This is a genomic window from Candidatus Koribacter versatilis Ellin345 (assembly GCF_000014005.1).
Lineage (GTDB): Bacteria > Acidobacteriota > Terriglobia > Terriglobales > Acidobacteriaceae > Korobacter > Korobacter versatilis_A.
Window position 1 is genome coordinate 1,827,020 of sequence record NC_008009.1, and the last position, 25,317, is coordinate 1,852,336.

Below are 25,317 nucleotides of genomic sequence, written 5' to 3' on the forward strand. Positions count from 1 at the left end.
GTGTTCTTCCGGACACAGAAAACCGGTTTTGTGAGTGGCTGAATCCCCGCTCTCCATCGTATCCACACCCACTTTTAGGGAACGTCATCCTGTCTGCGCGTCCTGCGCAACGCTAGGAGAGTTCGCGCGCAGTGTCAAATACACATTCGCATTATTGAGAAAAGAAGTTGAACGTGTTAGGAATGAAAATGCTGAGCAGTGTAGCGGCTCGTGCGCGAAAAAATCGTGACAGTTAGATTTTTCCTGCGACCTCTACCGGCAGCCGGAAGTTTTCAAGACAACAAACGAAAACTCCGCAGCGGGTTCTGATTTGCGCGGTGACCCCAAGGCACTCGCAAACTTTGGTTGAGGAGGAACTATGAAGAAGTCTTACCTGGCGATTCTGCTCGCCACGGTATTGGTTTTGTTGTGCGCGTTTCCCGCCTTAGCACAATCCAATACAGCAAAGTTGACCGGAACAGTCGCAGACGCGCAGGGTGCAGTCGTCCCCGGCGTCAGCATTACTGTCACCAGCTCGAAAGGTCGTGCAACTACGGTCCAGAGCAATGCTTCCGGCTTCTACACGATTGCTGCGTTGGATCCCGATACCTATAACGTGGATGTGAAGCAGTCCGGATTCAAACCCATCACGCAAAAGATCACGCTTCAGACTGCCCAGCAGGCGGAACTGAACTTCACCATGCAATTAGGTTCGACCTCAGAGACCGTTGAGGTTACCAGCGATGTTCCGCTCGTCGACGCCATCAGCTCGAACGTGAGCGCCGTCATCGTCGGCCGCCAGATTACCGAGCTCCCGCTCAACGGCAACAACTTCACGCAGCTTGCAACCCTCGTCCCGGGCGTCACTCGCGGTATGCCGGCCAATCAACAGTCTGGAGAGGGCAACCAGGCCGAAACATTCCGCTATGCGGGCAACGGCGGTTCCGCCATCTCCGTAAACGGTCTTCGTCAGCAGGCGAACAACTTCCTGCTCGATGGTTTCGACAACAACGAGAGCCTGGTGAACACGATTGTGTTCTTCCCGCCGACCGAGGCGATCCAGGAATTCCGCGTTGACACCAGCGTTGCGCCGGCAGAATTCGGCCGCGCCGGCGGTGGCATCGTCAACTCGTCTATCAAGTCAGGCACCAACAGCTGGCACGGCTCTGCATTCGACTATCTTCGCAACAGCGTCCTGGATGCGAAGACCTACGCATTGGGTCCGAATGACCCGAAGCCCCCCTTCCGCCGCAACCAGTTTGGCGGCGCAATTGGCGGCGCGATCATCAAGAACAAGCTTTTCATTTTCGGTGATTATCAGGGCCTTCGGCAGGCGCAGCCGGCCAGTCTCGACTTCGCGACTGTCCCGACCGACATGATGCGCAGTGGCGATTTCTCCGAATTGTTGGGACTGCAACGCGTGGACGGAACGGCGGTAGCGCCCATCCAAATTCGCCATGCGGGCGCCAACAGTTCCGCCGATTACGTGAACTACGTTGGGAATATCATCCCCAGCGCTGACTTCGTTGGCGCCGGCCAAGCTTATTTGAACGCCTATCCGGAGCCGAATGTCTCCGCCACGAACACACACTGCGGTCTGGTCTCGACCCTCGATGGCCTCTGCCTGCAGCAGAACTACATGGTCCAGCGGCAGCAGATCCAGAACTTCGATGATTTCGACATCCGTGCCGACTATGTCCTTCGCACCCAGGACACGATGTTCCTGCGCTACAGCTATGGGCACGAAACCGACGTCACGACGTCGCGCCTGCCTGCACTGCCCGCCGGATTTGGTTCCGGCGATCAGTTCAGTATGCCTCGCTCCTGGGCATTCGGTGAAACCCACACTTTCTCCCCAAACATCCTGAACGAGTTCCGCTTCGGATGGATTCGCGCGAACCTCGGCTATCTGCCGCCGTTCGACGACCAGGCCTTGTCGGCAAATCTCGGAATTCCGAACGCCAACACTTCGTCTCTGCTTGGAGGCGGCGCCCTTATCGGTGGTTACAACGGTCAGCTGGAATACACCGGGGACTACGGTCCGTACCAGGTTCCGGAAAACACTTATCAACTCGCCGACAATGTCAGCTGGATCAAGGGTCATCACAGCTTCAAGTTCGGCGCGAACCTAATGTGGCGACAAGTCAACCTCTTCCGTCCCAAGGCGGGCAAGGGTTACTTCTTCATCTCCGGTAACGGTGGCGATGCCTTCTCGACCGGATACGAAGTCTCCGACGTTCTCGCCGGTTTCATGAACAACTACCAGGTTGGTCCGGCACTTGGATTCGCTGGGACCCGCAGCTGGGAAAACGGCATTTTCGCTCAGGACGATTGGCGCATTACCAATCGGCTGACGTTGAACCTCGGCTTCCGCTGGGATGTGCTCACATGGCCCACCGAAGTCCACAACCAGATGTCGAACTTCGACCTGAACCCCGGCAGCGGTACCTATGGACAGGTGGTTCTGCCTGGAACCCACGGCTACAACGATTCGTTCGTTCCGACCGATTGGCATAACTTCGCTCCTCGCGTCGGTTTTGCCTACAACCTGTTTGGCAACGGTAAGTCCGTGGTGCGCGGCGGTTATGGAATGTTCTATTTCGTAGACCGTGGCGGCATCGACAACCAGATGGCGCAGAACGCTCCGTTTGCGGGCGTCTCGCAATACAACTACACCAACGGCTATCGCTTCACGCTCGGCGGCCAGGCTCCACTGAACTCAGTGGATCCGACGCAAGGCGGCGCGGTCGGCATGCCGGACAAGAACGATTTCAACATCGACTTCACCAATCCGGCGAACCTCTCGATGGTGTCGTACCTTAACCGCAACGTACCGGCCAGTGTGCAGGAGTGGAACCTCCAGTTCGAACAGGAACTTGGCGTCAACACCTCCTTCATGCTCGCTTACGTGGGCAACAAGGGCACGCATCTTACCTCGTACCACGACTTCAACCGCCAGTTCTACAACCAGGCCAATGGCGACAAGAACTTCCCAGCCATGGGCAGCCTCACCGTTCACGATACTAGCGGCAACTCAAACTACAACTCGTTGCAGGCGCAGTTGACTCGCCGCATGACCAAGGGCCTGCAGTTCAACGCTTCGTACACCTGGGCCCACGCAATCGACGATTCCCAGGGCGCATTCGACGCCAACAATGGCGTTGTCGATTACTTCAACCTGGCGCATGAGCGCGCGAACTCGTTGCTCGACTTCCGTCAACGCTTCGTGTTCAACGCTCTGTACGAGCTGCCTTTCGGCCACGGACGGCAGTGGGGCAATAGCTGGAACGGCGTCACCAACGCGGTCCTTGGTGGATGGCAGTTCAACCCGATCCTGACGCTCAGCAGCGGATCACCGTTCGACCTCGGTGGAATCGGTAACCCGCAGACGCGTCCTGACCTGGTCGGCCAGCTGCATCAGTTGAACAGCGTGAACGGCATGTGGTTCGACACCAGCGCGTTCGCGGTTCCCGCCTCGAACGGCACCGGCGTCTTCCTCGCGCCTGGCACCGCTCCTCGCAACCCGTTCACCGGACCGGGAACCGAGATCTTCGACTTCTCTGTCCAGAAGACGTTCGCGATCACTGAACGCGTCCGGACCGAGTTCACGTCGCAGTTCTTCAACGCCTTCAACACCCCGCAATTCGCACAGCCGGATGGCAACTTCTACGATGGCAACTTCGGTCGTGTGACCAACACTCGCTTGAACAGCGAACGCCAGGTCCAGTTCGGACTTCGCGTTCTCTTCTAACCTGAAATGCAACTACGGAGAGCAGGCACAACCTGCTCTCCGCTTTTCTTCTAGTCAGGAACAGGGGCGCGGTGAGAGACTAATTTGTCGTCACATCGTACCCAGAGGTAAAGCACACGCGAGCGGAAAAGACTCCAAAGAGAGTCGCAATTTCCCGAGCGGTGCAGCAGTTTCGATACAGGCGTTCCGCCGTACCGGTTAACCCCAAGAAAATTTAGCCAGGGGCGTTGCCTGATGTGTCGTCTCTCGCGTCTTGTCGCGTATTTGCTTTTTTCCTGCGCTCTGTTTGCGCAGGCCCCCAAAATTTCTAAAGTCGATCCACCCAACTGGTGGGCGAATTATCCGCACAGCCCGATGTTGCTGCTTACGGGCGAGAACCTTGCCAACGCGAAGGTCTCTGCCAATTATCCGCACTTGAAAATCACCAAGTCGGAAAGCAGCGCCGACGGGCGCTACGTCTTCGTTTATCTCGACGAGCAGAAAGATCTCAAGCCCGGCACCGCGCACTTCTCAGTGCAGACGGCGGGCGGAAACACGGCTCTTGATTTTGTTTTCGATAAGCGACCGAGCCTCGAAGGCCGCGCCCAGGGGCTGAACGCCAGTGACACGATTTACCTCATCATGCCCGACCGTTTTGCCGACGGCGATCCGTCGAACAACGATCCGCAGAATGCGAAAGGGCACTACGACCGCGCGAAGCAGATGGCGTATCACGGTGGCGATCTCAAGGGCGTCACCGATCACCTCGATTACCTGCACGATCTAGGCGTGTCGACTGTCTGGCTCACCCCCTGGTGGAAGAACGACGGCAACTCCGCGGATTATCACGGCTATCACGTCACGGATTTCTATGGCATCGAAGATCACTTCGGCAACATGAAGGACCTGCAGCAGATGGTTTCGGCCGCGCACGGCAAGGGCATGAAGGTCCTGATGGATTACGTGGTGAACCACACCGGCCCGTTCCATCCGTGGGCGGAGCATCCGCCAACCCCAACGTGGCTGCACGGCACTCCGGCGAAGCATCCGCAGCCCAAGTACAACTTCTGGCCGCTTGTGGATCCGCATGGCACGCAAGCCGACCGAACGCCGGTCCTCGAAGGCTGGTTCGTGGACCGTCTTCCTGACCTCAACGTGGACGACCCGAAGTTGACGGAATACCTCATCGACAACGGGCTCTGGTGGATGGAAACCGCCAGCCTCGACGGCTATCGCCTCGATACGTTCCCTTATTCCTCGCGCGAGTTCTGGAGCAAGTGGCACAAGGCGCTGTTCGAGGTCTATCCCAGGACGTTCACCATCGGCGAAGTGTCGGATGGCGATCCCGCGGTGGTTTCTTTCTTCCAGGGCGGCCGCAAAGAATACGACGGGATTGATTCCGGCGTGACCACGGTCTTCGATTTCCCGACCATGTACGCGATCCGCGACGTGCTGATCCGGCAGCAACCTGCTTCGAAGCTGCAAGAGGTCCTGGAGCACGACGCGCTGTATCCCAACCCGGCGGTGCTGGTGCCGTTCATCGGCAACCACGACAAACCGCGCTTCATGGGCGAGAAAGGCGCGACCGTGCCGGAGTTGAATGCCGCCGCCAGCCTGCTGCTCACGTTGCGCGGCATCCCGCAACTCTACGCAGGCGATGAAATCGCCATGCCGGGCGGCGAGGATCCCGATAATCGCCGCGACTTCCCAGGCGGTTTCGCGGGTGATCCACAAAACGCTTTCACTGCGTCGGGACGTACCCCAGAACAGCAGGAAGCCTTCGCGCATTTGCAAAAGCTGCTTCAGCTTCGCAAGCAGCACAAAGCGCTGCAGAGCGGCGAACAAACGGACCTCTTCTCGTCCGAGAAAGGGTTCGCCTATTACCGCGTCAGTGGCGACGACCGTGTGCTTATCGTGCTGAACTCGGGCAGCGACGCGCAAACGATCGCCATCCCGAAGGTGCAGACGCCCCTCGCGAATGCAACTTCCTTTACCGCGCTCGACAGCGCTGCCACGGCACAAACGAGTGGTGACAGCGTCACCGCGAACGTACCCGGCATGACGGTCGCGATTTTCCAGGTCAAGTAGCCGCCCCGTTCACTTCGGGAGCTCCGACCAGAGCTCCCGAAACCCTCTGTCCGGCGGTACAACGCCTTTGGTGAACGATTTTCACTGCAAAATTCCGCCGAGTGACAGTACCATCGTGTGCCAAGGAGATCGTCAATGAAGGCTGCAACTTTGCGCAGGTGGAGTGTGCTTGTACTCGCGTCGGCGTCGCTGGTGAGCGGCGTCCTCGCGCAGGAGCCGTCTTCAGAGGCGACAACTTCGTCTACCGCGGTCACGGTCAGCGTCAACGTCTTGGCCAATCGCCACAGCATCAGCCAGTCCATTTACGGCGTGAACTTTCCGCCGGATGCAACCTACATCGCGAACTCCGGTGCGTCGTTCGTGCGCTGGGGCGGCAATGCATCGTCGCGTTACAACTGGAAGAATTTCAACACCAGTTCCGCAGCCGACTGGTACTTCCAGAACCGTGGCATGGGCGACACCGCGCTTTACCAGGATTCGAAGACCTTCGTGCAGACCATCGCGAACGCGGGCGCTGCGCCGGTCATGACCATCCCGATGCTCGGCTGGGTGTCGAAGGACGCGACCAGCTATAGCTTCTCCGTAAAAACGTTCGGCGCACAGTGCGGGATCAACCCTTACAACAGCGACGATGGCAACGGCGTGAAGTCCGACTGCGCGACCAACCTCACCGGCGTGAACCCGACGTGGACGAGCGTCAAGTTCCTCGACTCACCCAAGACGGGCGATCCGGCGGGCAGCATTTATCTTAGCGAATGGGCGACCGCGTTGAGCCCGCTGTTTGGCAACTTCGGGCACTTCTATGAGATGGACAATGAGATGGACATTTGGGGCGGCACCCACCGCGACATCCATCCCAACCCGGCGGGCTACAACGAAATGCGCGACGTGTTCCTCCAGCATGCGCGCGCGTTGAAGACCTTCGACACCAAGGCGATCCGCATGGGTCCGGTGAGCTGCTGCTGGTGGTTCTATTTCAACGGCGCTAACAACAACGACAAGGGCAACCACGCCGGGATCGATTTCATGCCGTGGTGGCTGAATGAAATCTACTGGGCGGATCTGAACGGTACGACCGGGCGCTCGCTCGATGTCTTCGACTTCCACGCCTATCCGGACACGCCGGATTTTTCCGGCTACACCGCGGCACAGATGCGCGCGCTTGAGTTGCGCATTACGCGTGACTTCTGGGACCCAACCTACGTGAGTGAAAGCAGTACTATCAATCAGCCGTGGGTCACGAGTTTGCAGCCGAACCGGACCATCCCGTTCCGCATGCCGCGCATTCGCGCCATCGTGAACAGCATCTATCCGGGAACGCAGGTGAGCGTGACGGAATGGAGCGTGGCGTTCCAGAACCAGAACATCAATTACAACGGCGAGAATGAATTCGCCACTGCGCTCGCGGATGCCGACGTCTTCGGGACCTTCGGACGCGAACGCATTTACGCGGCATCGCGCTGGACGGCCGCCGATCCCGCGACACCGGCGTTCCAGGCGTTGAAGATCTATCGCAACTACGACGGCGCGCACCACGCCTTCGGCACAACGTCGGTCAGCGCAACCAACAACGGCAACTCGAGCTTGTTTAGCAGCTATGGCGCGATTGGCTTGAACAACACGCAAGTTACGCTGATGCTTATCAACAAAGACCCGTCGAATGCGGCGACGACGACGCTGAACATCGCGGGTTTCACGCCGACATCGCGCAAGGTGTATCAGCTCACGACTGCACACCCGACGAGCATCACGCTGGTTTCGTCGGGCGCGTGGTCGTCGAGCATCACGGTGCCGGCGTATTCACTCACGCTCATTCTCGCCAACGGCACCATGACCGCGCCGTCAGCGGAGTGGGACCTGAATCCCGACGCAACGATGGTTCCGGCGAATGGCACCGCGATTCTGTCGCCCAACATCACCAGCGGCACGGGCTCAGTGACGATGACCGCGGTCACGAGCGACGCGGGTATCACCGTGACGAACACCACGCCCACGATCACCCCGACCACAAAGGGCCGGCTGACAGTGAAGGCCGGAGCGACTTCCGGGATCTACAAATTCACCGTGACCGGCAAGGACAACACCAACATCACGCAGACGAAGTCGGGCTGGATCCTCGTCGGCAATCCGTCGGCGACGCTGGCGAAGACCGGCGATCTGCAGACCGCGCCGCACGGAACGCAGATCACGTTGACGGCGACGCTGGGGCCGGGATCTTCCGGCGGTACGGCGGGCGGTGCGACGGTGCGGTTTACCGCGTCGGCAGGAACGCTGACAGCACGCAATGTGACCACCGATTCCACCGGAAAGGCGACGGTGAAACTGACGTTGCCGGCAACGGCGGGAACGGTGACTGTAACTGCGGAAGGCCCGTTTGGGTTGGGACATCCGGTGGCGACGTTTACCGAAACGGCCAATTGACGCGGGTTTGCGCCGCTTTGGCGTTCTGTACCACCATCGGTGTGTCAAGAGCCCGAAAGGTAGTATTTTGGCTGTAAGTTGCTCAATTGACGCGGAATATAAATTCGGAAAAAGTGTCCGGTTTACCCCTTCCGCTTTGATATTCTGAATATAGATAGAGAAAACAACAGGGGGACAGAGCACAATCTGTCCCCCTTAACTTTTGGGCGCGAGCGCCTCAATGGGAATGGGGAGCGTTTGCGTCTCGCCCGAAGCGTGAGGGTCACTGTAAGATAGTTTGTTCTCATAAACATCAAGGAGTGTCTATGTCTTCTTCTACTGCCGTGGCGGTAGCCGAACTGGAACCGAAAGCCATCTGGAAGCACTTCGAGGCGCTGACCAAGATTCCTCGCCCCTCGACGAAGGAAGATGCCGCCCGCAAGTACGTGATCGGTATCGCCGAAAAGCACGGTCTGAAACATGTGATGGATGCGGCGGGGAACCTCGTGGTGAGCAAGCCGGCGACGAAGGGCCGCGAACATGCCCCGATGGCCGCGCTGCAAGGGCACCTCGACATGGTGTGCGAGAAGAACGAAGGCACGCACTTTGACTTCGATAAGGACGCGATCAAAGTCATCCGCGGCGAAGATTGGCTCTACGCCGACGGCACCACGCTCGGTTCCGACAACGGCGTAGGCGTCGCGACTGCGCTGGCTGTGATGGAGAGCAAGGACATCGCGCATGGGCCGCTGGAATTCGTGTTCACGATTGACGAAGAGACCGGTTTGACCGGCGCTTCGGACTTCCAGCCGGGGCTGCTGAAGTCGAAGTACTTCCTCAACCTCGACGGCGAAGAGAAGGGAACGCTTTGCATTGGTTGCGCGGGCGGTGTGAACACTCCGGCGCACCGCAAGGTGACGAAGAAAGCCGCACCCGCCGGTACGGCGCTGCGCGTGAAAGTTTCCGGACTGAAGGGCGGCCACTCCGGCGTGGACATCCACCTTGGACGCGGCAACGCGGTGCGCATTCTGGGGCGCGTGTTGGAAACTCTGCTGCGCGACGAACACGCGAATCTCGCCGACATCAAGGGCGGCAGCGCGCACAACGCGATTCCGCGCGAGGCCTACGCGGTTGTAGTGATCGATCCGAAGCGCGAAGAAGAAGTGAAGACCGTGGTGGCACGCATCGCGGAGGACGTGAAGGCGGAGTTGGGCGCGTTCGATCCCGACGTGAAGATCTCGGTGGAAAACGTGGCGGCACCGAAGGAGATCATGGAGCACGCGGACGCGACGAAAGTTGCGGACCTGCTGGCGACGGTCCATCACGGCGTGCTTGCAATGAGCCCGGACATCAAGGGGCTGGTGCAGACGTCCACGAATCTTGCGACGGTTTCCCTGAATGGCGATACGGTTGAGGTTGTCACCAGCCAGCGCAGTTCGATCGAGAGCAGCAAGAACGCGATTGCACGCATGGTCGCTGCGCTCTGCAAAAACACGGGATTCCACGCGGAGCACACCACGGGGTATCCGGGATGGAAGCCGGAGCCGAACAGCGACATCGTAAAGATCTCGCGCAAGGTGCACGAGGAGGTCCTCGGCAAGGACCCGGAACTGGTAGCGATGCATGCTGGCCTGGAGTGCGGCGTGATCGGCGAAAAGCACCACGGCATGCAGATGATTTCGTTCGGGCCGCAGATCGAGAACCCGCACAGCCCGAATGAACGCGTCCAGATTTCCTCGGTTGAGAGCTTCTGGAAGTTCCTGCGCGTGCTGCTCGAGCGGATTTAGCAGTCGATGCAAATCTTCGTAGACATTCTGACGCAGACGTTTCGCGCTCTTTGGGCGCATCGTCTGCGTACTTTTTTGACGATGTTTGGCATCGCGTGGGGCGTGGGCTCGCTGCTGCTGCTCGTCGGCCTCGGCGAGGGCTTCCGTTCGGGGACGCGACGCGACATGGAGGAGTTGGGAAAGGACATCATGTTCATCTGGGGCGGCCGCGCGCCGGCAGTGCAGGGGAACATGGCGTCCGCGCGCTGGTACCAGCTGACATACCAGGATTATCTCGGCATCCAAGAAGCGCCGTATGTGCGGCGCGCGACACCGTGTATTTCCAGCACAGACGTGCATGCGGTAAGCGAGTTTGCGAACGCGAATGGACAGTTGCTGGGCTGCGAGCCGCAGTATGCCGAGATCCGGTATCTGCCGGTGAAGGATGGACGCTGGCTCAACACGCTGGATGAGGCACAGAAGCGCAATGTGATCGTGCTCGGGGACGAATTGACGCGACATTTGTTTCCAGGGCGTCCGCCGCTGGGTGCGAAGGTGCTGCTAAACGGGGTTGAGTTCGAAGTGGTGGGGACGATCCAGCGCGTGGGGCACGGCGACGAGAATTCGACGAACATGCGCGCGTACATCCCGTTCCGCGTGATGTCCATGTATTTCCCGGTGAAGGGAGAAGAGGGGCGGACGGCGGTTTCGTTCGTCAACTTCCAGCCGCGAACCAGGCAGGAGCACCTGCTTGCGACGAGAGAAGCGCACAAGGTCATCGCTCGCAATCATGGCTTTGATGCAAGCGATGAGAATGCCTTCGAAGGCTGGGACACGATCAAACAGGCTGAGGCAATGGGCGCGATCTTCGACGCGATGAATGCGTTCCTCGGCAGCGTGGGCATGGTGACGCTGGGGCTAGGGGCGATCGGCGTGGTGAACATCATGCTCGTGTCGGTATCGGAGCGAACCAGTGAGATCGGGCTGCGCAAGGCGCTGGGCGCGACGAACCGCAGCATCCTGGCGCAGTTCTTCTTCGAGGGCGTGCTGCTGACGATGACCAGTGGGTTCATTGGGATTGCGGGCGCAGGGCTGCTGATGCGGGCGATGAGCGGGATCAAGGGGCCGAACGGTTTCGATCCTCCGAAACTGATTCCGGCGACGGCGATGCTTGCGATATTCAGCCTGACACTGTCGGGTGTGGCAGCCGGACTGTATCCGGCGCAGCGAGCCTCGGCCTTGACGCCGGTGGAAGCGCTGAGGAAGGACTAGCCATGGGCGAAATCCTGAACGAGGCGATCGTCGCGTTGCGATACAACCGCCGCCGCAGCATGCTGACAATGCTGGGCATGGCGTGGGGCATTGCGACGGTAGTGCTGTTGCTGGCATACGGCAATGGGTTTGGGCAGGCGATCGAGAACATCTTCGCGAGCTTCGGGATGAAGACGATGATCATCATTCCGGGGCGGTCATCCATGCAGGCGGGTGGCGAAAAGGCGGGCGCGCAGGTGCGGATGACGCTCGACGATGTGGAACTGCTCACGACGAACCTGCCGCAGATCACACGCATTTCGCCGGAGGTGAACAAGCAGTGCATTGTGCAGTTCGATACTCGCTCATTCACTTTCCAGGTAACTGGCTCGTATCCGAGCATCCAGGACATACGAGTGTTGCCGGTTGGGCAGGGAAGGTTCTTCAACGCGGAGGACGCGGTGCAGCGCGGGCGCGTGGTGGTGATCGGATCGGAAGCGAAGGAGAAGTTATTTTCAGGGAGGAATGCAATCGGGGAGAGGATTCGGCTGGATGGAATCAGCTACGAGGTGGTCGGGGTGTTGTCGCCGAAGATGCAAAATGGCGACGATCCAATCAACCGGTTTCTCTATGTTCCTTTCAGCACGATGAGCGATTTCCGCGACTCGCATTACATTGACGATTTCTGGATCAACTACGAAGTGGATGATTACATCGGGCTTGAGCAGTCGATCCGAAACATCCTGGCGGCGCAGCACCGATTCAATTCCGCCGACCGGAGGGCGCTCGTCGTTCTCAGCCTGATGCAGCAGGTGCACCAGTACCGAATCATCACTTTGGGATTGAAGGTACTGCTGGCGATTATCGGGACTCTCACACTGGGGATTGGCGGTGTCGGGTTGATGAACATCATGCTGGTCTCGGTGACGCAGCGCACGCGCGAGATCGGGATGGAGAAAGCCCTGGGGTGTCCGCGGCAAAGGATATTCCTGCAGTTCCTATCGGAGGCGCTGGCGATTAGTTTCATGGGCGGTGTGCTGGGAGTGATGCTCGCGTATGGAGTTTCGTTGTCCGCCGGCAGAGTGACGTTGTATAGCGCGGTGGCGCAGCATGCGGAGGCAGGGGATATTCAGTTATTGATTGATCCGACGACGCTGGTGGTGGCGACGGCGATTCTTGCATTTGTGGGATTGGTGAGCGGGATGTTGCCGGCGATTCGGGCGTCGAAGTTGAATCCGATTGAAGCGTTGCGGTATGAGTGAGGCGATGGTGCGAGGATAGGGGTCCTTCGAGTGCGCGTGCTTCGCACGCTCCGCTCAGGATGACAGAGGTAAAACACTCGGGTTGAACGAGGACGGTGTCGCGAAATGCGGCACCGTTTTTGTTTGTGCGATCATTCACTGAGAGACATGTTTACGCACATGCAGATGACGCCGGTACATTTGGTGATTGCGGCGGTGGCAGCGTTTTTAGCGGGCGGGATTAACTCCGTCGCGGGTGGGGGGACGCTGGTTACGTTTCCAACGCTGATGGCGCTGGGACTGCCGCCAGTGATTGCGAACGCAACGAATACCGTGGCGATCTGGCCGGGAACAGTAGGCAGTCTGTGGGGATTCCGGCGTGAGTTCGCGCAGACCGAAACGCGGATGCGATGGCTGGTGATCCCGAGTGTGATCGGTGGCGCGGCGGGCGCGCTCCTGCTGCGGATTACGCCGCCGAATGCGTTTGAGAAGATGGTGCCGTTCCTGGTGCTGTTTGCGACCGTGATTTTTACGGCTCGTGCTCCGATACAGCGGTTGATCAAGTCGGCGCATCCGGAGGCGCACCGTACCAAGAAGTGGTTCGTGATCGGTCTCGTGTTCCAAATGCTGGTGGGTTTGTACGGGGGATATTTTGGCGCGGGCATCAGCATCATGATGCTTTCGGCGCTGAGCATTTTTGGCATGACGGACATGCTGCAAATGAACGCGCTTACGAGTTTGTTTTCGCTATGTATTAATGGCGTGGCGGCGTTGTTGTTCATCTGGGCGAGCATGGTGTATTGGCCGTATGTGCTGGTGATGGCGATAGGTTCGATTCTGGGTGGGTATGGCGCGGCAGGCTTGGCGCGGAAGATTGGGGGCGATCGGGTGCGCGTGTTTGTGCTGGTGGTGGGGTATGCGATTTCGGCGCTGCTGTTTGTGAAGATGCTGCGGTGAATGGAGCTGTGGCGCTGCGGGCAACAGCAGATCCTTCGCTGCGCTCAGGATGACAGGAGAGAGTCGTGTGAGGGACAGAGAGACCCGGCTCTCGCGAGGCGGAAGGGCTAGTGTTTCGGTGTGTTGTAGATGAGCGGATTCAGGGATGGCTCGTTGTACATCTTGAGTTGGCGGTAGAGTTTGAAGCGGCGGCGGCCGGCGAGGATGTCGGCCCAGAGGGAGTCGAGGGCGTCGGCGAGGTCAGCGCGCTGTTCGGCGAGGATGGCGAGGCGTTCGCGGTTGCGCTGGGCGTGTCCGATGGGAGCGTTGGGGCGGTCGATTTCCTGCTGAGTGTGGTAGAGCTTCAGCGAAAGGATCGAGAGGCGATCGATCATGAGGCCGAGGCTTTCGGAGTGGAGCGGAGCGTCGGGACGCGGGAGGTTGCGTTTGGCGAGGTCTTCCAGAGCGAGACGGTCGCAGAGTTCCATGAAGTCGTTGCGGCGCTGGTTGAGCTTGTCGATGGCGCGTTTTACCGAAGCGATTTGGAAGTCCTGAGCGCCAGGGAGGCGCGCTTTGTCTTCCTCGTGCCAGAGCTCGAAATTGGCGTAGTGCTGCTGTTCGACGGCGGCATCAAAATTGTCGGGCTCACCCGCGAAACGCGCCGTGACGGTGTGCCAGCGACGGGTACATTCGTCGTGCAGGCCTAGGATTGCTTTGCCGTTGACCATCCCTTGATAGAGCAGTGCGGCTCCAGCGTTCATCATAACTGGTTCGCACGTTACTACAAATGGGGAGAAAGCATCGCGGCAATTTACGCCATCAGGAGATGGAGTCGTGGAGCGAGTCATTGTCGGCGATGGGCAGATTCTTCTGCGTCTTCTGCGCGGCGAGAGATGAGTACACCGCCGCAGAGGCGACGATTACGTTGGCGACGACTATCGGCATCGCGTGAATGAGCACACCGTAGGCGACCCAGAGGAGCGCGGCACCGGCCTGGATCCAACGCAGGGTGGTGGCACCTTTGAAGAAGTAGGATGTGGAGAAGACGGCGGTGGCGATCCAGCCAATGGTGTTGAGCACGGTCATGACTATGCTCCTACCCGGTTGGTGAGTCCGGGTTCTGCCGGACTCAACGTCAACCAGTCGGTGCGGACCTTCTCCCACTCCTGGACGAGGAAGCCATTGCGTTCGAAGAACTCGCGGATCTGTGGCTGTTTCCATGCGAGAACTTTTTCGAGGATGGGCACGAGCATGGCGAGCGCGTTGTTGCTGAGAACAGTGCGCTGCGCGACGGCCGAAACTTTTCGGGTTTCGGAGACGGCGATGGTGAGGCCGTCGAGGCCGTTGACGTGCAGCATGGCGTGCATGTCGGAGCTGCCGTCCCCGGCATAGATGAGGTGATCGGGTCCGATTTGCAGGGCATTCTGAAGTTCGTCGAGGCGAACGACTTTACCGTAGCCGGCGGTAGCGCGTTCGATGCGCTGGATGCGGCCCTGGGCATCGTACTTAAATTCGGTGCCGAAGATGTGCGTGGCGGGGACGATGCCCTCGAGCGCGGAGCGGACGATTTCAACGGGCGCAGCGGAGAGGACGTAGAAATCGAAATGATAGCCATCGATGCCGTTGGCGAGGAGGTCGAAAAGTTTGTCGATGTCCTTTTTCAGAGGGACGAGTTTGCCGGCCTGATAGAGGTGCTCGGGGCGGACGCGGTCGTGGAACTCGGGGTCGTGCAGCAGGAGGTAGGCAAGCTCGGCGCCCTGCTGGACGAGGTTGAGCTTGGCCATGCCGGTGGCACGGCGGTCGAATTCTTCTTTGGAAACGCCGAGGAGTTCGGCGAGGATCAGGCCCGAATCGTTGAAGCTGAGGGTCTGGTCGAAGTCGCTGGCGAACAGATAGCGTTTCAGCAGTTTTTCGTTCATACGCATTAGATTCCAGAGTGGCTGCAAACGACTGATAATGGTGTATGAAAAGCGTTTGCCGAACCCTCTGCCCCGTGAGCTAAACGTCTCATAATAAAGGTGGTTAGAGAAGGTCAAATTTCAGGATGACAGTATCGGAATTTTGCCGCATACGGTTTACGATTTCGTAAACTTTGGAGCAATTATGAATGACAAAAAGTTGATCGATCTGAGCCATACGGTGGAGCAGGGCGTGGTGACCTACAAAGGATTGCCGGCGCCGGTGATGTGCGATTTTTTGAGCCGCGAGGACTCGCGGGAAATTTACGCGGAGGGAACGGAGTTTCAGATCGGCAAGATCGAGATGGTCGCGAATACGGGGACGTATGTGGACAGTCCATTTCATCGATTTGCGGATGGTTGCGATCTTTCTGAACTGAGACTGGAGCAGTTGGCGGATTTGGAGAGTGTCGTAGTGCGAGTATCCGGACGAAGGGTGCCGGCCTCGGCGTTTGCGGATTTGGATGTGCGCGGGAAGGCGGTGCTGGTGCATACGGGGTGGGCACGGCACTGGGCGACGGAACAGTACTTCGAGGGGCACACGTTTCTTGCCGAAGACGCGGCGGTGTGGTTGCGCGATGCGGGAGCGGTTCTCGTGGGGATCGATTCTTACAACATTGATGACACGAATGACGGACGGCGTCCGCTGCATACGACGTTGCTCGGTGCGGGGATTCCGATCTGCGAACACATGTGCAATCTGGAGGCGCTGCCGGAGAGTGGATTTCGATTTAGCGCGGTGCCGGTGAAGGTGAAGGGGATGGGAACGTTTCCGGTGAGGGCCTGGGCTGCAATCTAAACAAAAGTTGCTCGACTGCGAATGCGCATTGGGGTGCGCATTCTTCGCTCGCCATCAAGCGCGTGGTGAGCGATAGGGGTCCTTCGACTGCGTCGCGCTTCGCGCGACTCCGCTCAGGATGACAGAGTTAAAACTTAAATCAAAAACTCCGACTGCTATGCGGCATCAAGGGCGCGGGTGCGGGCGAAGACGTATCTTGCGATTTTGGGGAAGCGTAACAACTGGAGCGCGAATTGGGGGAGGGGGCGCGGGCAGCCGAGGAGCCAGCGGGCTTGGGCGGCGGCGCGGAAGGCGGGGAGGAACTGCTGCTCGTAGCGGCGGCGGTAAGTGCGGGCGGCTTCGGCGGCGGAGACGCGTCCGGTGATGGAGTGCATGGCGGCTTGCGCGGCGGCGGCGCCGGTGCGAAGCGCGAGCGAGATGCCATCGCCGGCGAAGGGGTCGATGAAACCGGCGGCGTCACCGGCAAAGAGGAGGTCGTCGCGCTCGGGTTCTGGCTCGGCGTAGATGAGCGGCGCTGTGGTGACGAGATCGGTGACGGGTTCCCACACGCGCGTGCGTTTCGCGAGTTGCGAATTGAGTTGGAAGACGGTACTGAGATCGGTGGCGAGGTCGGCGCGGACGAGGGCGGCGGCGTTGACGGTGTTGGCGTCGATGGGTTGAACGCCGCAGTAGCCACCGGGGAAGAAGTAGAGATCGGTGGAGAGCGATGGATTCGCTTCGCGGAAGTGGGCTTTGAGTCCGATTAGCTTTTTGGCTTTGGGCTTGGCGACGGGGTGGCGGAGTTTGGACCAGCGTCCGGTGGTGGCGATGGCGGCGGCCGCGATGAAGGCGCCGATGGAAGTCGCGGCTTGAAATTCGCCGTTGGAGAGGATGGATTCGACGGTTACGCCGTCGCGACAATCTACGCCGGCATTTTTTGCGGCGCTCCAGAGAGCGGCGTCCATGTCGTAGCGTGGAATGCTGGCCGAGGCGAGGACCGGGATCTCGACGGATGTGCCTTGCAGGAACATGCGGGTGCGACTGATCTTCGGCGCGCGCTCGATGAGGTCGAGACCGTGCGGCATGTGCGAGAGAAGCTGGCGCAGGGTCTCGATCGATTCGGCGGAGACGAACTCACCACAAACTCTATGGCGTGGGAATTGGCCTTGTTCGAGCAGCAACACGCGCGCGCCGAGGCGTGCGGCAGTGATTGCGGCGGAAGTTCCGGCGGGGCCACCTCCGGCGACGATCAGGTCGTAGCGTGCTACTTCCACAGGATGATTCCCATGCGAAAGAGGAAGTGGTGCTCGAGGGTGATCTTGCGCGCGCCGCAGTTGGCGAGCAGCGGGCGGACTTCGTCGGGCGTGTAGGCGGCGCGGATGGAGGCGAGAGAATCGTGCCAGGTGATTGGGCTGCCATAAAGAGGCAGCGAGATGTGGGCGAGAGTGAGATGCAGGCGGCTGCGGATTAAATCGCTGATGAGCACGGCTCGGCGCGCGACGCGAAGGGTTTCGCGGGCGAAAGTTGCGACTTGGTCGGTGTCGAGATGATGGAGGAAGAGACCGCAGGAGACGATGTCGTAAGAGTTGTCGGCGAAGGGCATTTTCAGGGCGTCGCCAACAAACGTGGGGACACCGTTGGTGGGGAGATGGGTTTGGGCGCGGTCGAGGAGAGCGATGTCGAGCGTGATGCCATCGCTGGCTAGCCAATCGGTGGCAGCTTGGGGGACGTAGCCGGTGCCGGAGGCGACTTCTAGTAGCTTGAGATTTTTGACGCCGGTTTCGTGGGCGACCTTGCGAATCATTTTCGCGGTGGATGTCACGCCACCGAAGAGGGTGTTGATGAGACGGAGGTCGTCGAGGGAGGCGCGGACCTCGTGGGGAGTGCCAAGATCGGCGTCGAGAAGTTCAGGGACGACTTGGCGGCGCATAGGGGTTGGACGAAGGAAGCATGAAGTGTGATGCAAAGGATTGTAGCGTGTTGTCGATAGCAGAACAGCAGATCCTTCGTCGCTGCGCTCCTCAAGGATGACAGGAGAGGGCGGTGGAAGTGCTGGTGGTCTCGTGGGCTGACCGCGAGGCGGTTGCGGCGTGGATTCGAAGCAAAATCGCTATACGGTTTCGAGTTCTTCTTCTAACAACTGTTTGTTGTAGAGCTCGGTGTAGTAGCCGTTTTTGGCGACGAGTTCGTCGTGGGTGCCTAGTTCGACAATTTGGCCGTTTTCGAGGACGGCGATTTGGTCGGCATTGCGGACGGTGGAAACTCGGTGCGAGATGAAGACGGTGGTGCGGCCCTGCATGAGGCGGCGGAGGTGGTTGAGGATTCGGTCTTCGGTTTGAGTGTCTACGCTGGCTAGGGCGTCGTCGAGAACCAGAATTTTGGGATTGCGGATTAGGGCTCTCGCGATGGCGGTGCGTTGTTTTTGCCCGCCGGAGAGGGTGATGCCGCGCTCGCCGACTACCGTGTTGAAGGACTCGGGAAACTCTTCGATCTCGGCGGCGATGCTGGCGGCTTCGGCGGCGGCGCGGATTTCAGTGTCGGGCGCATCGGGAGCGCCGAAGGCGATGTTCTCACGGATGGTGTCGCTAAAGAGGAAGGTTTCCTGCGGCACGAAGCCGACGTTTTTGCGAAGAAGCTCGAGTGGGAACTCGCGGATGGGGCGGCCATCGATCAGGACGGAGTTGGGGGCGGCGTCGTAGATGCGCGGAATCAGATTGACTAATGTCGATTTGCCGCTGCCGGTGGGGCCGACGATGGCGAGGCTGGTGCCGGCGGGAACGGTGAGGTTCACATTCTTGAGGACCAGCGGCGGATCGGTGTGTTTGTCGGCGTCTTCGGCGCGCGGTGGATAGGCGAAGGTGAGATCGCGGAATTCGATCGTGCCGGTGACTTCTGTGGGCGGATGGAACGGAACATCGGCGTCTGTGATTTCCGACTTCTCGTCGAAGATCTGCTGGATGCGAGCCATGGATGCGGTGCCGCGCTGGAAGATATTGATGACCCATCCGAGGGCGATGATGGGCCAGGTGAGCTGCACCATGTAGATGTTGAAGGCGACGAAATCGCCAAGATTGATGCGGTGGGTGAGGACCTCGCGTCCGCCGAGCCAGAGGACGAGGATGATGGAGAGGCCGAGCATGAGTTCGAGAGTCGGCCAGAGCATGCCCATCAGGCGCACCAGGCGCAGGCTGCGGTGGATGTATTCGTCGTTGGCGGCTTCGAAGCGCGCGATCTCGGGATCTTCCTGGACGAAGGCGCGGATGACGCGAACGCCGGAGAGGTTCTCCTGAACGCGGGCGGTGATATCGGAGAACATCGCCTGGATGCGTTCGAAGCGCTCGTGAATCTGCTTGCTGAAGTACTGGATGACGATGCTGGCGATGGGCAGCGGCGCGAAGGCGTAGAGCGTGAGCTTGGGGCTGATGTGCAGCATGAAGAACAACGCGCCAGACATAAAGGCGAAGGTGTTGGCCGAATACATGATGGCCGGGCCGATGAGCATGCGCACCGCATTGAGGTCGTTGGTGGCCTTGGCCATGACGTCGCCAGTGCGGGTGCGCTGGTAATAGGAGTACGAGAGGCCTTCGAGGTGGCGGAAGAGGTCGTTGCGGAGATCGAATTCGATCTCGCGCGAGACGCCGATCATCAGCCAGCGAGTGAGGAACTGGAAGATGCCCTTGGTGCCGGCGACGGCGAGCAGCAAGAACGAGTAGGTCACGAGTTTGTGGCGCGAGACGCCCAGGTTGAGGTCGTTGATGGCGCGGGAGAGGACTTGCGCGAACAGGATCCAGACGCCGTTGTTCAGGAGCACGCAAACGGCCCCGAAGAGCAGGGTGCCGCGGTACTTCTTCATGTATGGGAACAGCGGGCGGAGTCGCGCAATCATTGGATACAGATTAGATGATAGCGGAAGGAGAGGGATGCGGAGTTTCGTGGTGGTGCGGGCTTAACAGCAGATTCTTCGTCGCTACGCTCCTCTGAATGACAAGAGGCGGCGGTGGAGGTGCGGGCTGATTCGTGGGCTGGCCGCGAGGGAGAACAGCAGATTGCCACGTCGCGCTGCGCTCTCCTCGCAATGACAGAAGAGAGTGATGCGAGGGAGGGAGTAGTGCGGGCTGGCCGCGACGAGTAGCGAACCTGGGCGTTGTGGTAGCGATAGGTCCTTCGACTTCGCGACCCTCGGTCGCTTCGCTCAGGATGACAGAACTCCATTTATCCGCTCGGGATGACGGAGGTTAGGTGGGGACGCGGAGGACCATGTAGCCGGCGGCGAAGCCGAAGATCAGGTTGGGGGCCCAGGCAGCCAGTAATGCGGGGAGTTGATTGGCGTTGCCCATGGCTTCGAAGAGGCCGGCGCTTACCCAATAGAGGATGGCGATGCCGATGGCGGTGGCGACTCCGGCGAGGGGACCTCCGCGACGTTGGCGGTAGACGGAGAACGGGATGGCGAGGATCGCCATGACCAACGTGATGATTGGGTAGGCGAGCTTCTTATAGAGCTGCACACGGAAGCGGACGACGTCGAAGCCGCTTTGCTGGAGATCGTGGATGTAGCGCAGGAGTTCCTGGTAATCCATCTCCTGCGACTGGCGGACTTCCTTCTTGAAATACGCAGGCGGCTCGGCGGCAAGGGCGATGGTTTCGACCTCGAAGGGCTTGAATTCTTCGATCGCGGAGCCGTTGAGTTTGCGCATCCAGCCTTGTTCGAAGACCCACTTCTGGAGACCATCTTCCCAGTGCGCGTGCTGCGCGTAGATGCGCGACTGAAGCGCGAACGTCTTGGGATCGAACTGGAAGATGGAGATTCCGCCGAAGCGGTTCTGGTCGGCGTCGTAAACCTCGTAATAGTAGATGGTGTTGTTGGAGCCGAAGATCCATTTGCGGTCGGGCCGCAGGTAGGTTTGCGGCGGCTTGCCTTTGATCTCGTTGCGCAACGTTTCCTGACGCTTGTTGGCCTTCGGAATGTAGAGCTGATCGAAGACGAATAGCGATGCGGCGACGACTCCGGCGATGGCGATGACAGGGAACGCGACGCGATAGATGCTGATTCCGGTGGCCTTCATGGCGGTGATTTCGTTGGAGCGCTGCATGAGGCCGAAGGTGACGAGCACGGCGAGGAGGACGCTGAGCGGCGTCATGAGATAGATGAGCGACGGGCTGAGGTTGAGCAGGTAGTCGCCGAGCATGACGACGGAGACACGGTTCTTGACTATGTCGCCGAGGAGTTCAAAGAAGGTGAAGACGAGCGCGAGCATTACGAAGGTGGTGAGCACCATCACGAAGTAAAGCAGGAAGTCGCGCAGGATCATGTCGTCGAGGAGCAATGGGAACTTTGCCCTGAAGACGCGGGTGCGACTGAAGGACTTCTCGAAGGCGTCGCCTTTGCCTTCGACGTTACCGTTGGCGCTTTCGGATGTTGAGAAGCGTTCGCGGAGGGTGTCCCAACCGGTGGTGAGGAAGCTGAGATCAATCGGAGCACGATCTACGCGGTGCAGCAGCATGATGCCGGCGACCAGGAAGACCACGTTGGCCATCCACACGCCTACAGCGGGAGGGAGTTTCCCCTGGCGACCGAGCGAAACGCCGATCAAAGAGACGACGTAGTAGGCGAAGACGAGAATGATCGTCAGGACAAAGCCCATACTCTTGCCGCCACGGCGCGACGAGAGTCCGAGTGGAATACCAACAAGCGTGAGGACGAGGCACGCGGTGGGTAACGCGATACGGCGTTGGAATTCGACGGCATACCAGCGGGCCTTGACCTGGGCGATCGAGTTGCCGAGGTAGTGGCCGGCGGAGACGCCTCCGGAGTGCGCGAGCCGCCAGAGTTCCTGGGTGCTGAGTTCGGCTACGGGAACGAGTTCGGGCGCAGGCTTGTCGTTGGTCTCAGGAAGCTGGATGGGGATGTCTGTTTGATCGAAGGTGGAGACCTGGTACTGGGTTGGGTCCTTCGGATTGGTCTCCTGCTGGGTGCCGTTCTCGAGATGAAGGTGCAGGCTGTTTGGGCCTTCGGCAACGACTACGCCGCGCTCGGCCATCGTGATTTTCGGCTGCGAGGGGGTGCTTACGTCTGCCAGGAAGACACCACGCCAAAGTGCCGAGCCGCTGCCAGACTTCGAGTCTTCAACATATAAGACGTAATTCTTAAAGTCTTCGTAGAAGACCCGGGGCTGGACTTCGAACGATGCCTGCGAGCTTTTGAGCTTGTCCTGAAGATGGGCGAGGGCGGCGGCGGAACGCGGCGCGACGTAAAGATTGTTGACGAGAGCGAGGATCCAGAGCGCGACCGAGAAGATCGAAACGATGCGGACGAAGAAGAGCGAACCGAGTCCGCTGGAACGCATGGCGGTGACTTCGCTGTCGGCGGAGAGGCGGCTGAGTCCGATGAGGATACCGACGAGAACCGCCATCGGAAGGGTGACGGTGAGTGCGGTGGGGAGCGTGAGGAAAAAGATTTCGGCGACACTCGGAAGCGGAGCGCTGTTGCGCACGATGAGCTCGAGCAGGCGGCCGAGGTCACGCATGAAAATGACAAACGTGAACAGGGCGAGGCCAATGGCTCCGTGCGACAGAACTTCGCCAAGGATGTATCGAGTGAGGATGCGGCTCCGCACGGCATTAGTGTAACGCTTACAAAGGCAAAAGAATTAACCACGAAGGACACCAAGTGCACGAGAGAGAAAACCTTTCACCACGAAAGGCACAAAGGGGCACGAAGGATTTCTAGGGGTTTCTTGACATTGGAGATGAAAGCAGTGCTGGGGGGAGAAGAACTTTCGGAAATGAAATAACAACCCTTTGTGTACTTTGTGTCCTTCGTGGTGAAAGCTTTTCGGTTATGTACGTAAGCTAACGGAACTTTTCAACATCGCCGATCTTGATACACTGGAGCGGCTCAAACAACCCATGTCTCGCGATTCCAAGATTTATCTCGTGCTCCTCTGGCACATGCACCAGCCTTTTTACAAGGACCTCGTCTCCGGGGAATACCGGCTGCCGTGGGTCCGAATGCATGCACTCAAGGATTACTACGGCATGGTGAAGTTGCTGGACGAATTCCCGAACGTCCACCAGAACTTCAATCTTGTGCCGTCGTTGTTGGAGCAGTTGCAGGATTATGCGGCGGGAACGGCCCGCGATCCGTTTTATGAGATCGTGGCGAAGCCGGCGGCGCAGTTGGGCGATGCGGGGAAGCGGTTCGCGCTGCAGTATCTGTTCCAGGCGAATCCGGACCACATGATTGGGCGCTATCCGCGCTATCGAGAATTGTTTCAACGCTATTTGCAGTTGAGTGGGCGGGAGCATCCGGAGCAGCGGTTCGACAACCAGGACATTACCGATCTGCAAGTGTTGTCGCAGGTGGCATGGTTCGATGAGTTCTTCCTGGAGCGGCCAGAGATCAAAGCGCTGGTTGCGAAAGGGAGCGGATTTACGGCGGACGATCAGCGGACGATGCTGCTTATGCAGCGCGAGATTATTTCCGCGGTGATCCCGGCTTATGTGGAGGCGGCGAAGAAGGGGAGTATCGAGATTTCGGCGACGCCGTACTATCACCCGATTTTGCCGCTGATTTGCGATACGTATGCGGGCGAGGAGTCGTCGCCGGGGCTGCCGATGCCGCAGGCACGCTTTCAGAGGCATGACGATGCGGAAGAGCAGATCGTGCGCGCTCTGGATTATCACGAGAAACTGTTTCATCATCGACCGGCTGGATTGTGGCCGAGCGAGGGCAGCGTTTCGGAAGAAGCGATTGCGATTGCGGCGGGCGCGGGCGTGCAATGGATGGCCACCGATGAAGGTGTGCTCGGCCGCACGCTGGGGAAATTCTTCGAGCGGGACTTGAAGGGCCAGCTCAACGACGAGAGCGCCAGAGACCTGTTCAAGATTTATCGCTACGAGAAGAGCGGGAAGCGGATGCACATGGTGTTCCGCGACCATCGGCTATCGGACCTGGTTGGATTCGTGTATCAGAACATGCCGGCAGCGGATGCAGCACAGCATCTGCTGACGAGCATCCATCTCTCGGCGCGGCCGGTTTTGGAGAGCGGGCGCGATGCGGTGATTCCGATCATTCTCGATGGGGAGAATGCGTGGGAGTCGTATCCGAAGAATGGGCGCGAGTTCCTGCGGCGGTTCTACGATGGGATTCAGAACGATCCGCGCATTGAGGCGCTGACGATCAGCGAGGCGATTGCGCGAACTAACGACGAAGACTTTGGAAGACTCGATCATCTTGTGCCGGGATCGTGGATCAACGCGAACTTCAACGTGTGGATTGGCGCGCCGGAAGACAACAAAGCGTGGGACCATCTTTCAGCGGCGAGGCGCTTCTTCGACGAGAACGCGCACAAGGTCAACGAAGAGCAACGCGAACTCGCGTATGAAGAATTGCTGATCGCTGAGGGCAGCGACTGGAACTGGTGGTATGGGCCAGAACACCACTCGGCAAACGATCGTGATTTTGACGAGCTGTACCGTAAGCACTTGTCGAACGTGTACCAGGCACTTGGGGCGTCGGCGCCGGATGAGTTGGCGCAGCCGATCATTACGGGCACTGTGCGGCCGATGCTGGTGCCGCAGACAGCGTATATCCACCCCACCGTAGATGGGCGCGAGGCAGGTTACTTCGATTGGATGGGCGCGGCGATGTACACCGCGGACCGGCGGACGAGTTCGATGCACGGGAAGCAGTTCTTCCTGGACGCGATCTACGCGGGCGTGGATGAGAACTACTTGTACGGGCGATTGGATTTCGCGGGCGAAGTTCCGCCGGCGGGCGTGTACAGGGTGATTGCCAACATCGAGGTCATCCACGACGAGAAGACAACTTCGTTCCGCTTGATTGCCGATGCGCAGGGGAGCGACTTGCGGACATGGAGCGTGACGAACGGCGAAGAGCGTCATGTGCTGGCGAGTTCCGACCTCACTGGCGGCAGCGCGAACCTGACGTGCGCGGCCGATCCCGAAGCGCAGGAGATCAAAGTAGCGATCGGAAAGCTGCTGGAATGCCGGCTTCCGCACAAGATTCTCGGGGCGAGGCATGGGGATCGGATGCGCATCCGATTCAGTCTGTGGCGAGAGAAGTTGCCGCTCGACGCACTTCCAGTTGAGGGATGGCTCGATTTGCGGCTCTGCTCGGACTCAGAGCTGGAAGAAAACACTTACAACTACACTGCAGAAGCGTAACGTT

At 59.3% G+C, this 25,317-nt stretch carries 16 protein-coding genes; 9 read left to right on the forward strand and 7 right to left on the reverse strand.

Features of this window, described 5'->3' with window-relative positions:
- The first annotated feature begins 358 nt into the window (after positions 1-358).
- The 7 genes from ACID345_RS07725 (at position 359) to ACID345_RS07755 (ending at position 13,412) form a co-directional block, all read left to right on the forward strand.
- Entirely contained in the window at positions 359-3,730 is a 3,372-nt protein-coding gene (locus ACID345_RS07725; protein WP_011522305.1) for a TonB-dependent receptor, read from the forward strand.
- A gap of 234 nt (positions 3,731-3,964) precedes the next feature.
- Positions 3,965-5,797, forward strand: a complete 1,833-nt coding sequence (locus ACID345_RS07730) for an alpha-amylase family glycosyl hydrolase (RefSeq protein WP_011522306.1) — start codon at positions 3,965-3,967, stop codon at positions 5,795-5,797.
- A 135-nt stretch (positions 5,798-5,932) separates the two neighbouring features.
- On the forward strand, positions 5,933-8,218 hold the full coding sequence (locus tag ACID345_RS07735; RefSeq protein WP_011522307.1) for a glycoside hydrolase family 44 protein: 2,286 nt from the start codon (positions 5,933-5,935) through the stop codon (positions 8,216-8,218).
- A 305-nt stretch (positions 8,219-8,523) separates the two neighbouring features.
- The gene (locus ACID345_RS07740) at positions 8,524-9,984 is read left to right on the forward strand and encodes an aminoacyl-histidine dipeptidase (protein WP_011522308.1); all 1,461 of its coding nucleotides are present in this window, start codon (positions 8,524-8,526) and stop codon (positions 9,982-9,984) included.
- A 6-nt stretch (positions 9,985-9,990) separates the two neighbouring features.
- On the forward strand, positions 9,991-11,235 hold the full coding sequence (locus ACID345_RS07745; RefSeq protein WP_011522309.1) for an ABC transporter permease: 1,245 nt from the start codon (positions 9,991-9,993) through the stop codon (positions 11,233-11,235).
- A 2-nt stretch (positions 11,236-11,237) separates the two neighbouring features.
- Entirely contained in the window at positions 11,238-12,476 is a 1,239-nt protein-coding gene (locus ACID345_RS07750; RefSeq protein WP_011522310.1) for an ABC transporter permease, read from the forward strand.
- Between the two features lie 147 nt (positions 12,477-12,623).
- A complete protein-coding gene (locus ACID345_RS07755) occupies positions 12,624-13,412 on the forward strand; it encodes a sulfite exporter TauE/SafE family protein (protein ID WP_228370749.1) in 789 nt (262 codons plus the stop codon).
- Positions 13,413-13,519: 107 nt separating this feature from the next.
- Here the strand turns inward: ACID345_RS07755 and ACID345_RS07760 are convergent, their stop codons facing one another.
- Genes ACID345_RS07760 through ACID345_RS07770 form a run of 3 tightly spaced genes read right to left on the reverse strand, consistent with a single transcriptional unit; the run spans position 13,520 to position 15,310 of the window.
- Positions 13,520-14,155 carry a DUF4254 domain-containing protein gene (locus ACID345_RS07760; RefSeq protein WP_041855535.1) on the reverse strand — a complete coding sequence of 212 codons (636 nt, stop codon included), beginning with the start codon at positions 14,153-14,155 and terminating at the stop codon, positions 13,520-13,522.
- A gap of 55 nt (positions 14,156-14,210) precedes the next feature.
- Positions 14,211-14,477 carry a hypothetical protein gene (locus ACID345_RS07765; RefSeq protein WP_011522313.1) on the reverse strand — a complete coding sequence of 89 codons (267 nt, stop codon included), beginning with the start codon at positions 14,475-14,477 and terminating at the stop codon, positions 14,211-14,213.
- 2 nt (positions 14,478-14,479) lie between these two features.
- Complete coding sequence (locus ACID345_RS07770; RefSeq protein ID WP_148210048.1) at positions 14,480-15,310, reverse strand: HAD-IB family phosphatase; 831 nt, start codon at positions 15,308-15,310, stop codon at positions 14,480-14,482.
- Positions 15,311-15,494: 184 nt separating this feature from the next.
- Between ACID345_RS07770 and ACID345_RS07775 the strand changes: the two genes are divergently transcribed.
- Positions 15,495-16,148, forward strand: a complete 654-nt coding sequence (locus ACID345_RS07775; protein ID WP_011522315.1) for a cyclase family protein — start codon at positions 15,495-15,497, stop codon at positions 16,146-16,148.
- Between the two features lie 155 nt (positions 16,149-16,303).
- On the opposite strand, the gene ACID345_RS26880 is transcribed toward ACID345_RS07775, so the two are convergent.
- The 4 genes from ACID345_RS26880 to lptF form a co-directional block, all read right to left on the reverse strand.
- On the reverse strand, positions 16,304-17,401 hold the full coding sequence (locus ACID345_RS26880) for an NAD(P)/FAD-dependent oxidoreductase (protein WP_011522316.1): 1,098 nt from the start codon (positions 17,399-17,401) through the stop codon (positions 16,304-16,306).
- Positions 17,392-18,057 (reverse strand): methyltransferase domain-containing protein, encoded by a 666-nt coding sequence (locus tag ACID345_RS25260; RefSeq protein WP_011522317.1) that lies wholly within the window; start codon positions 18,055-18,057, stop codon positions 17,392-17,394. The genes ACID345_RS26880 and ACID345_RS25260 overlap by 10 nt, the downstream gene beginning before the upstream one ends.
- A gap of 180 nt (positions 18,058-18,237) precedes the next feature.
- A complete protein-coding gene (locus ACID345_RS07785; protein ID WP_011522318.1) occupies positions 18,238-20,013 on the reverse strand; it encodes an ABC transporter ATP-binding protein in 1,776 nt (591 codons plus the stop codon).
- 349 nt (positions 20,014-20,362) lie between these two features.
- On the reverse strand, positions 20,363-22,741 hold the full coding sequence (gene lptF, locus ACID345_RS07790) for an LPS export ABC transporter permease LptF (protein WP_011522319.1): 2,379 nt from the start codon (positions 22,739-22,741) through the stop codon (positions 20,363-20,365).
- A 292-nt stretch (positions 22,742-23,033) separates the two neighbouring features.
- Between lptF and ACID345_RS07795 the strand changes: the two genes are divergently transcribed.
- Positions 23,034-25,313 carry a glycoside hydrolase family 57 protein gene (locus tag ACID345_RS07795; protein WP_011522320.1) on the forward strand — a complete coding sequence of 760 codons (2,280 nt, stop codon included), beginning with the start codon at positions 23,034-23,036 and terminating at the stop codon, positions 25,311-25,313.
- Positions 25,314-25,317 lie beyond the last annotated feature (4 nt).

Excerpts from the sequence above, each read along its gene's own strand:
- ACID345_RS07725 (WP_011522305.1), top strand. The coding sequence starts at position 359 with ATGAAGAAGTCTTACCTGGCGATTCTGCTCGCCACGGTATTGGTTTTG.
- ACID345_RS07730 (WP_011522306.1), top strand. The coding sequence starts at position 3,965 with ATGTGTCGTCTCTCGCGTCTTGTCGCGTATTTGCTTTTTTCCTGCGCT.
- ACID345_RS07735 (WP_011522307.1), top strand. The coding sequence starts at position 5,933 with ATGAAGGCTGCAACTTTGCGCAGGTGGAGTGTGCTTGTACTCGCGTCG.
- ACID345_RS07740 (WP_011522308.1), top strand. The coding sequence starts at position 8,524 with ATGTCTTCTTCTACTGCCGTGGCGGTAGCCGAACTGGAACCGAAAGCC.
- ACID345_RS07745 (WP_011522309.1), top strand. The coding sequence starts at position 9,991 with ATGCAAATCTTCGTAGACATTCTGACGCAGACGTTTCGCGCTCTTTGG.
- ACID345_RS07750 (WP_011522310.1), top strand. The coding sequence starts at position 11,238 with ATGGGCGAAATCCTGAACGAGGCGATCGTCGCGTTGCGATACAACCGC.
- ACID345_RS07755 (WP_228370749.1), top strand. The coding sequence starts at position 12,624 with ATGTTTACGCACATGCAGATGACGCCGGTACATTTGGTGATTGCGGCG.
- ACID345_RS07760 (WP_041855535.1), bottom strand. The coding sequence starts at position 14,155 with ATGATGAACGCTGGAGCCGCACTGCTCTATCAAGGGATGGTCAACGGC.
- ACID345_RS07765 (WP_011522313.1), bottom strand. The coding sequence starts at position 14,477 with ATGACCGTGCTCAACACCATTGGCTGGATCGCCACCGCCGTCTTCTCC.
- ACID345_RS07770 (WP_148210048.1), bottom strand. The coding sequence starts at position 15,310 with ATGAACGAAAAACTGCTGAAACGCTATCTGTTCGCCAGCGACTTCGAC.
- ACID345_RS07775 (WP_011522315.1), top strand. The coding sequence starts at position 15,495 with ATGAATGACAAAAAGTTGATCGATCTGAGCCATACGGTGGAGCAGGGC.
- ACID345_RS25260 (WP_011522317.1), bottom strand. The coding sequence starts at position 18,057 with ATGCGCCGCCAAGTCGTCCCTGAACTTCTCGACGCCGATCTTGGCACT.
- ACID345_RS07785 (WP_011522318.1), bottom strand. The coding sequence starts at position 20,013 with ATGATTGCGCGACTCCGCCCGCTGTTCCCATACATGAAGAAGTACCGC.
- ACID345_RS07795 (WP_011522320.1), top strand. The coding sequence starts at position 23,034 with ATGTCTCGCGATTCCAAGATTTATCTCGTGCTCCTCTGGCACATGCAC.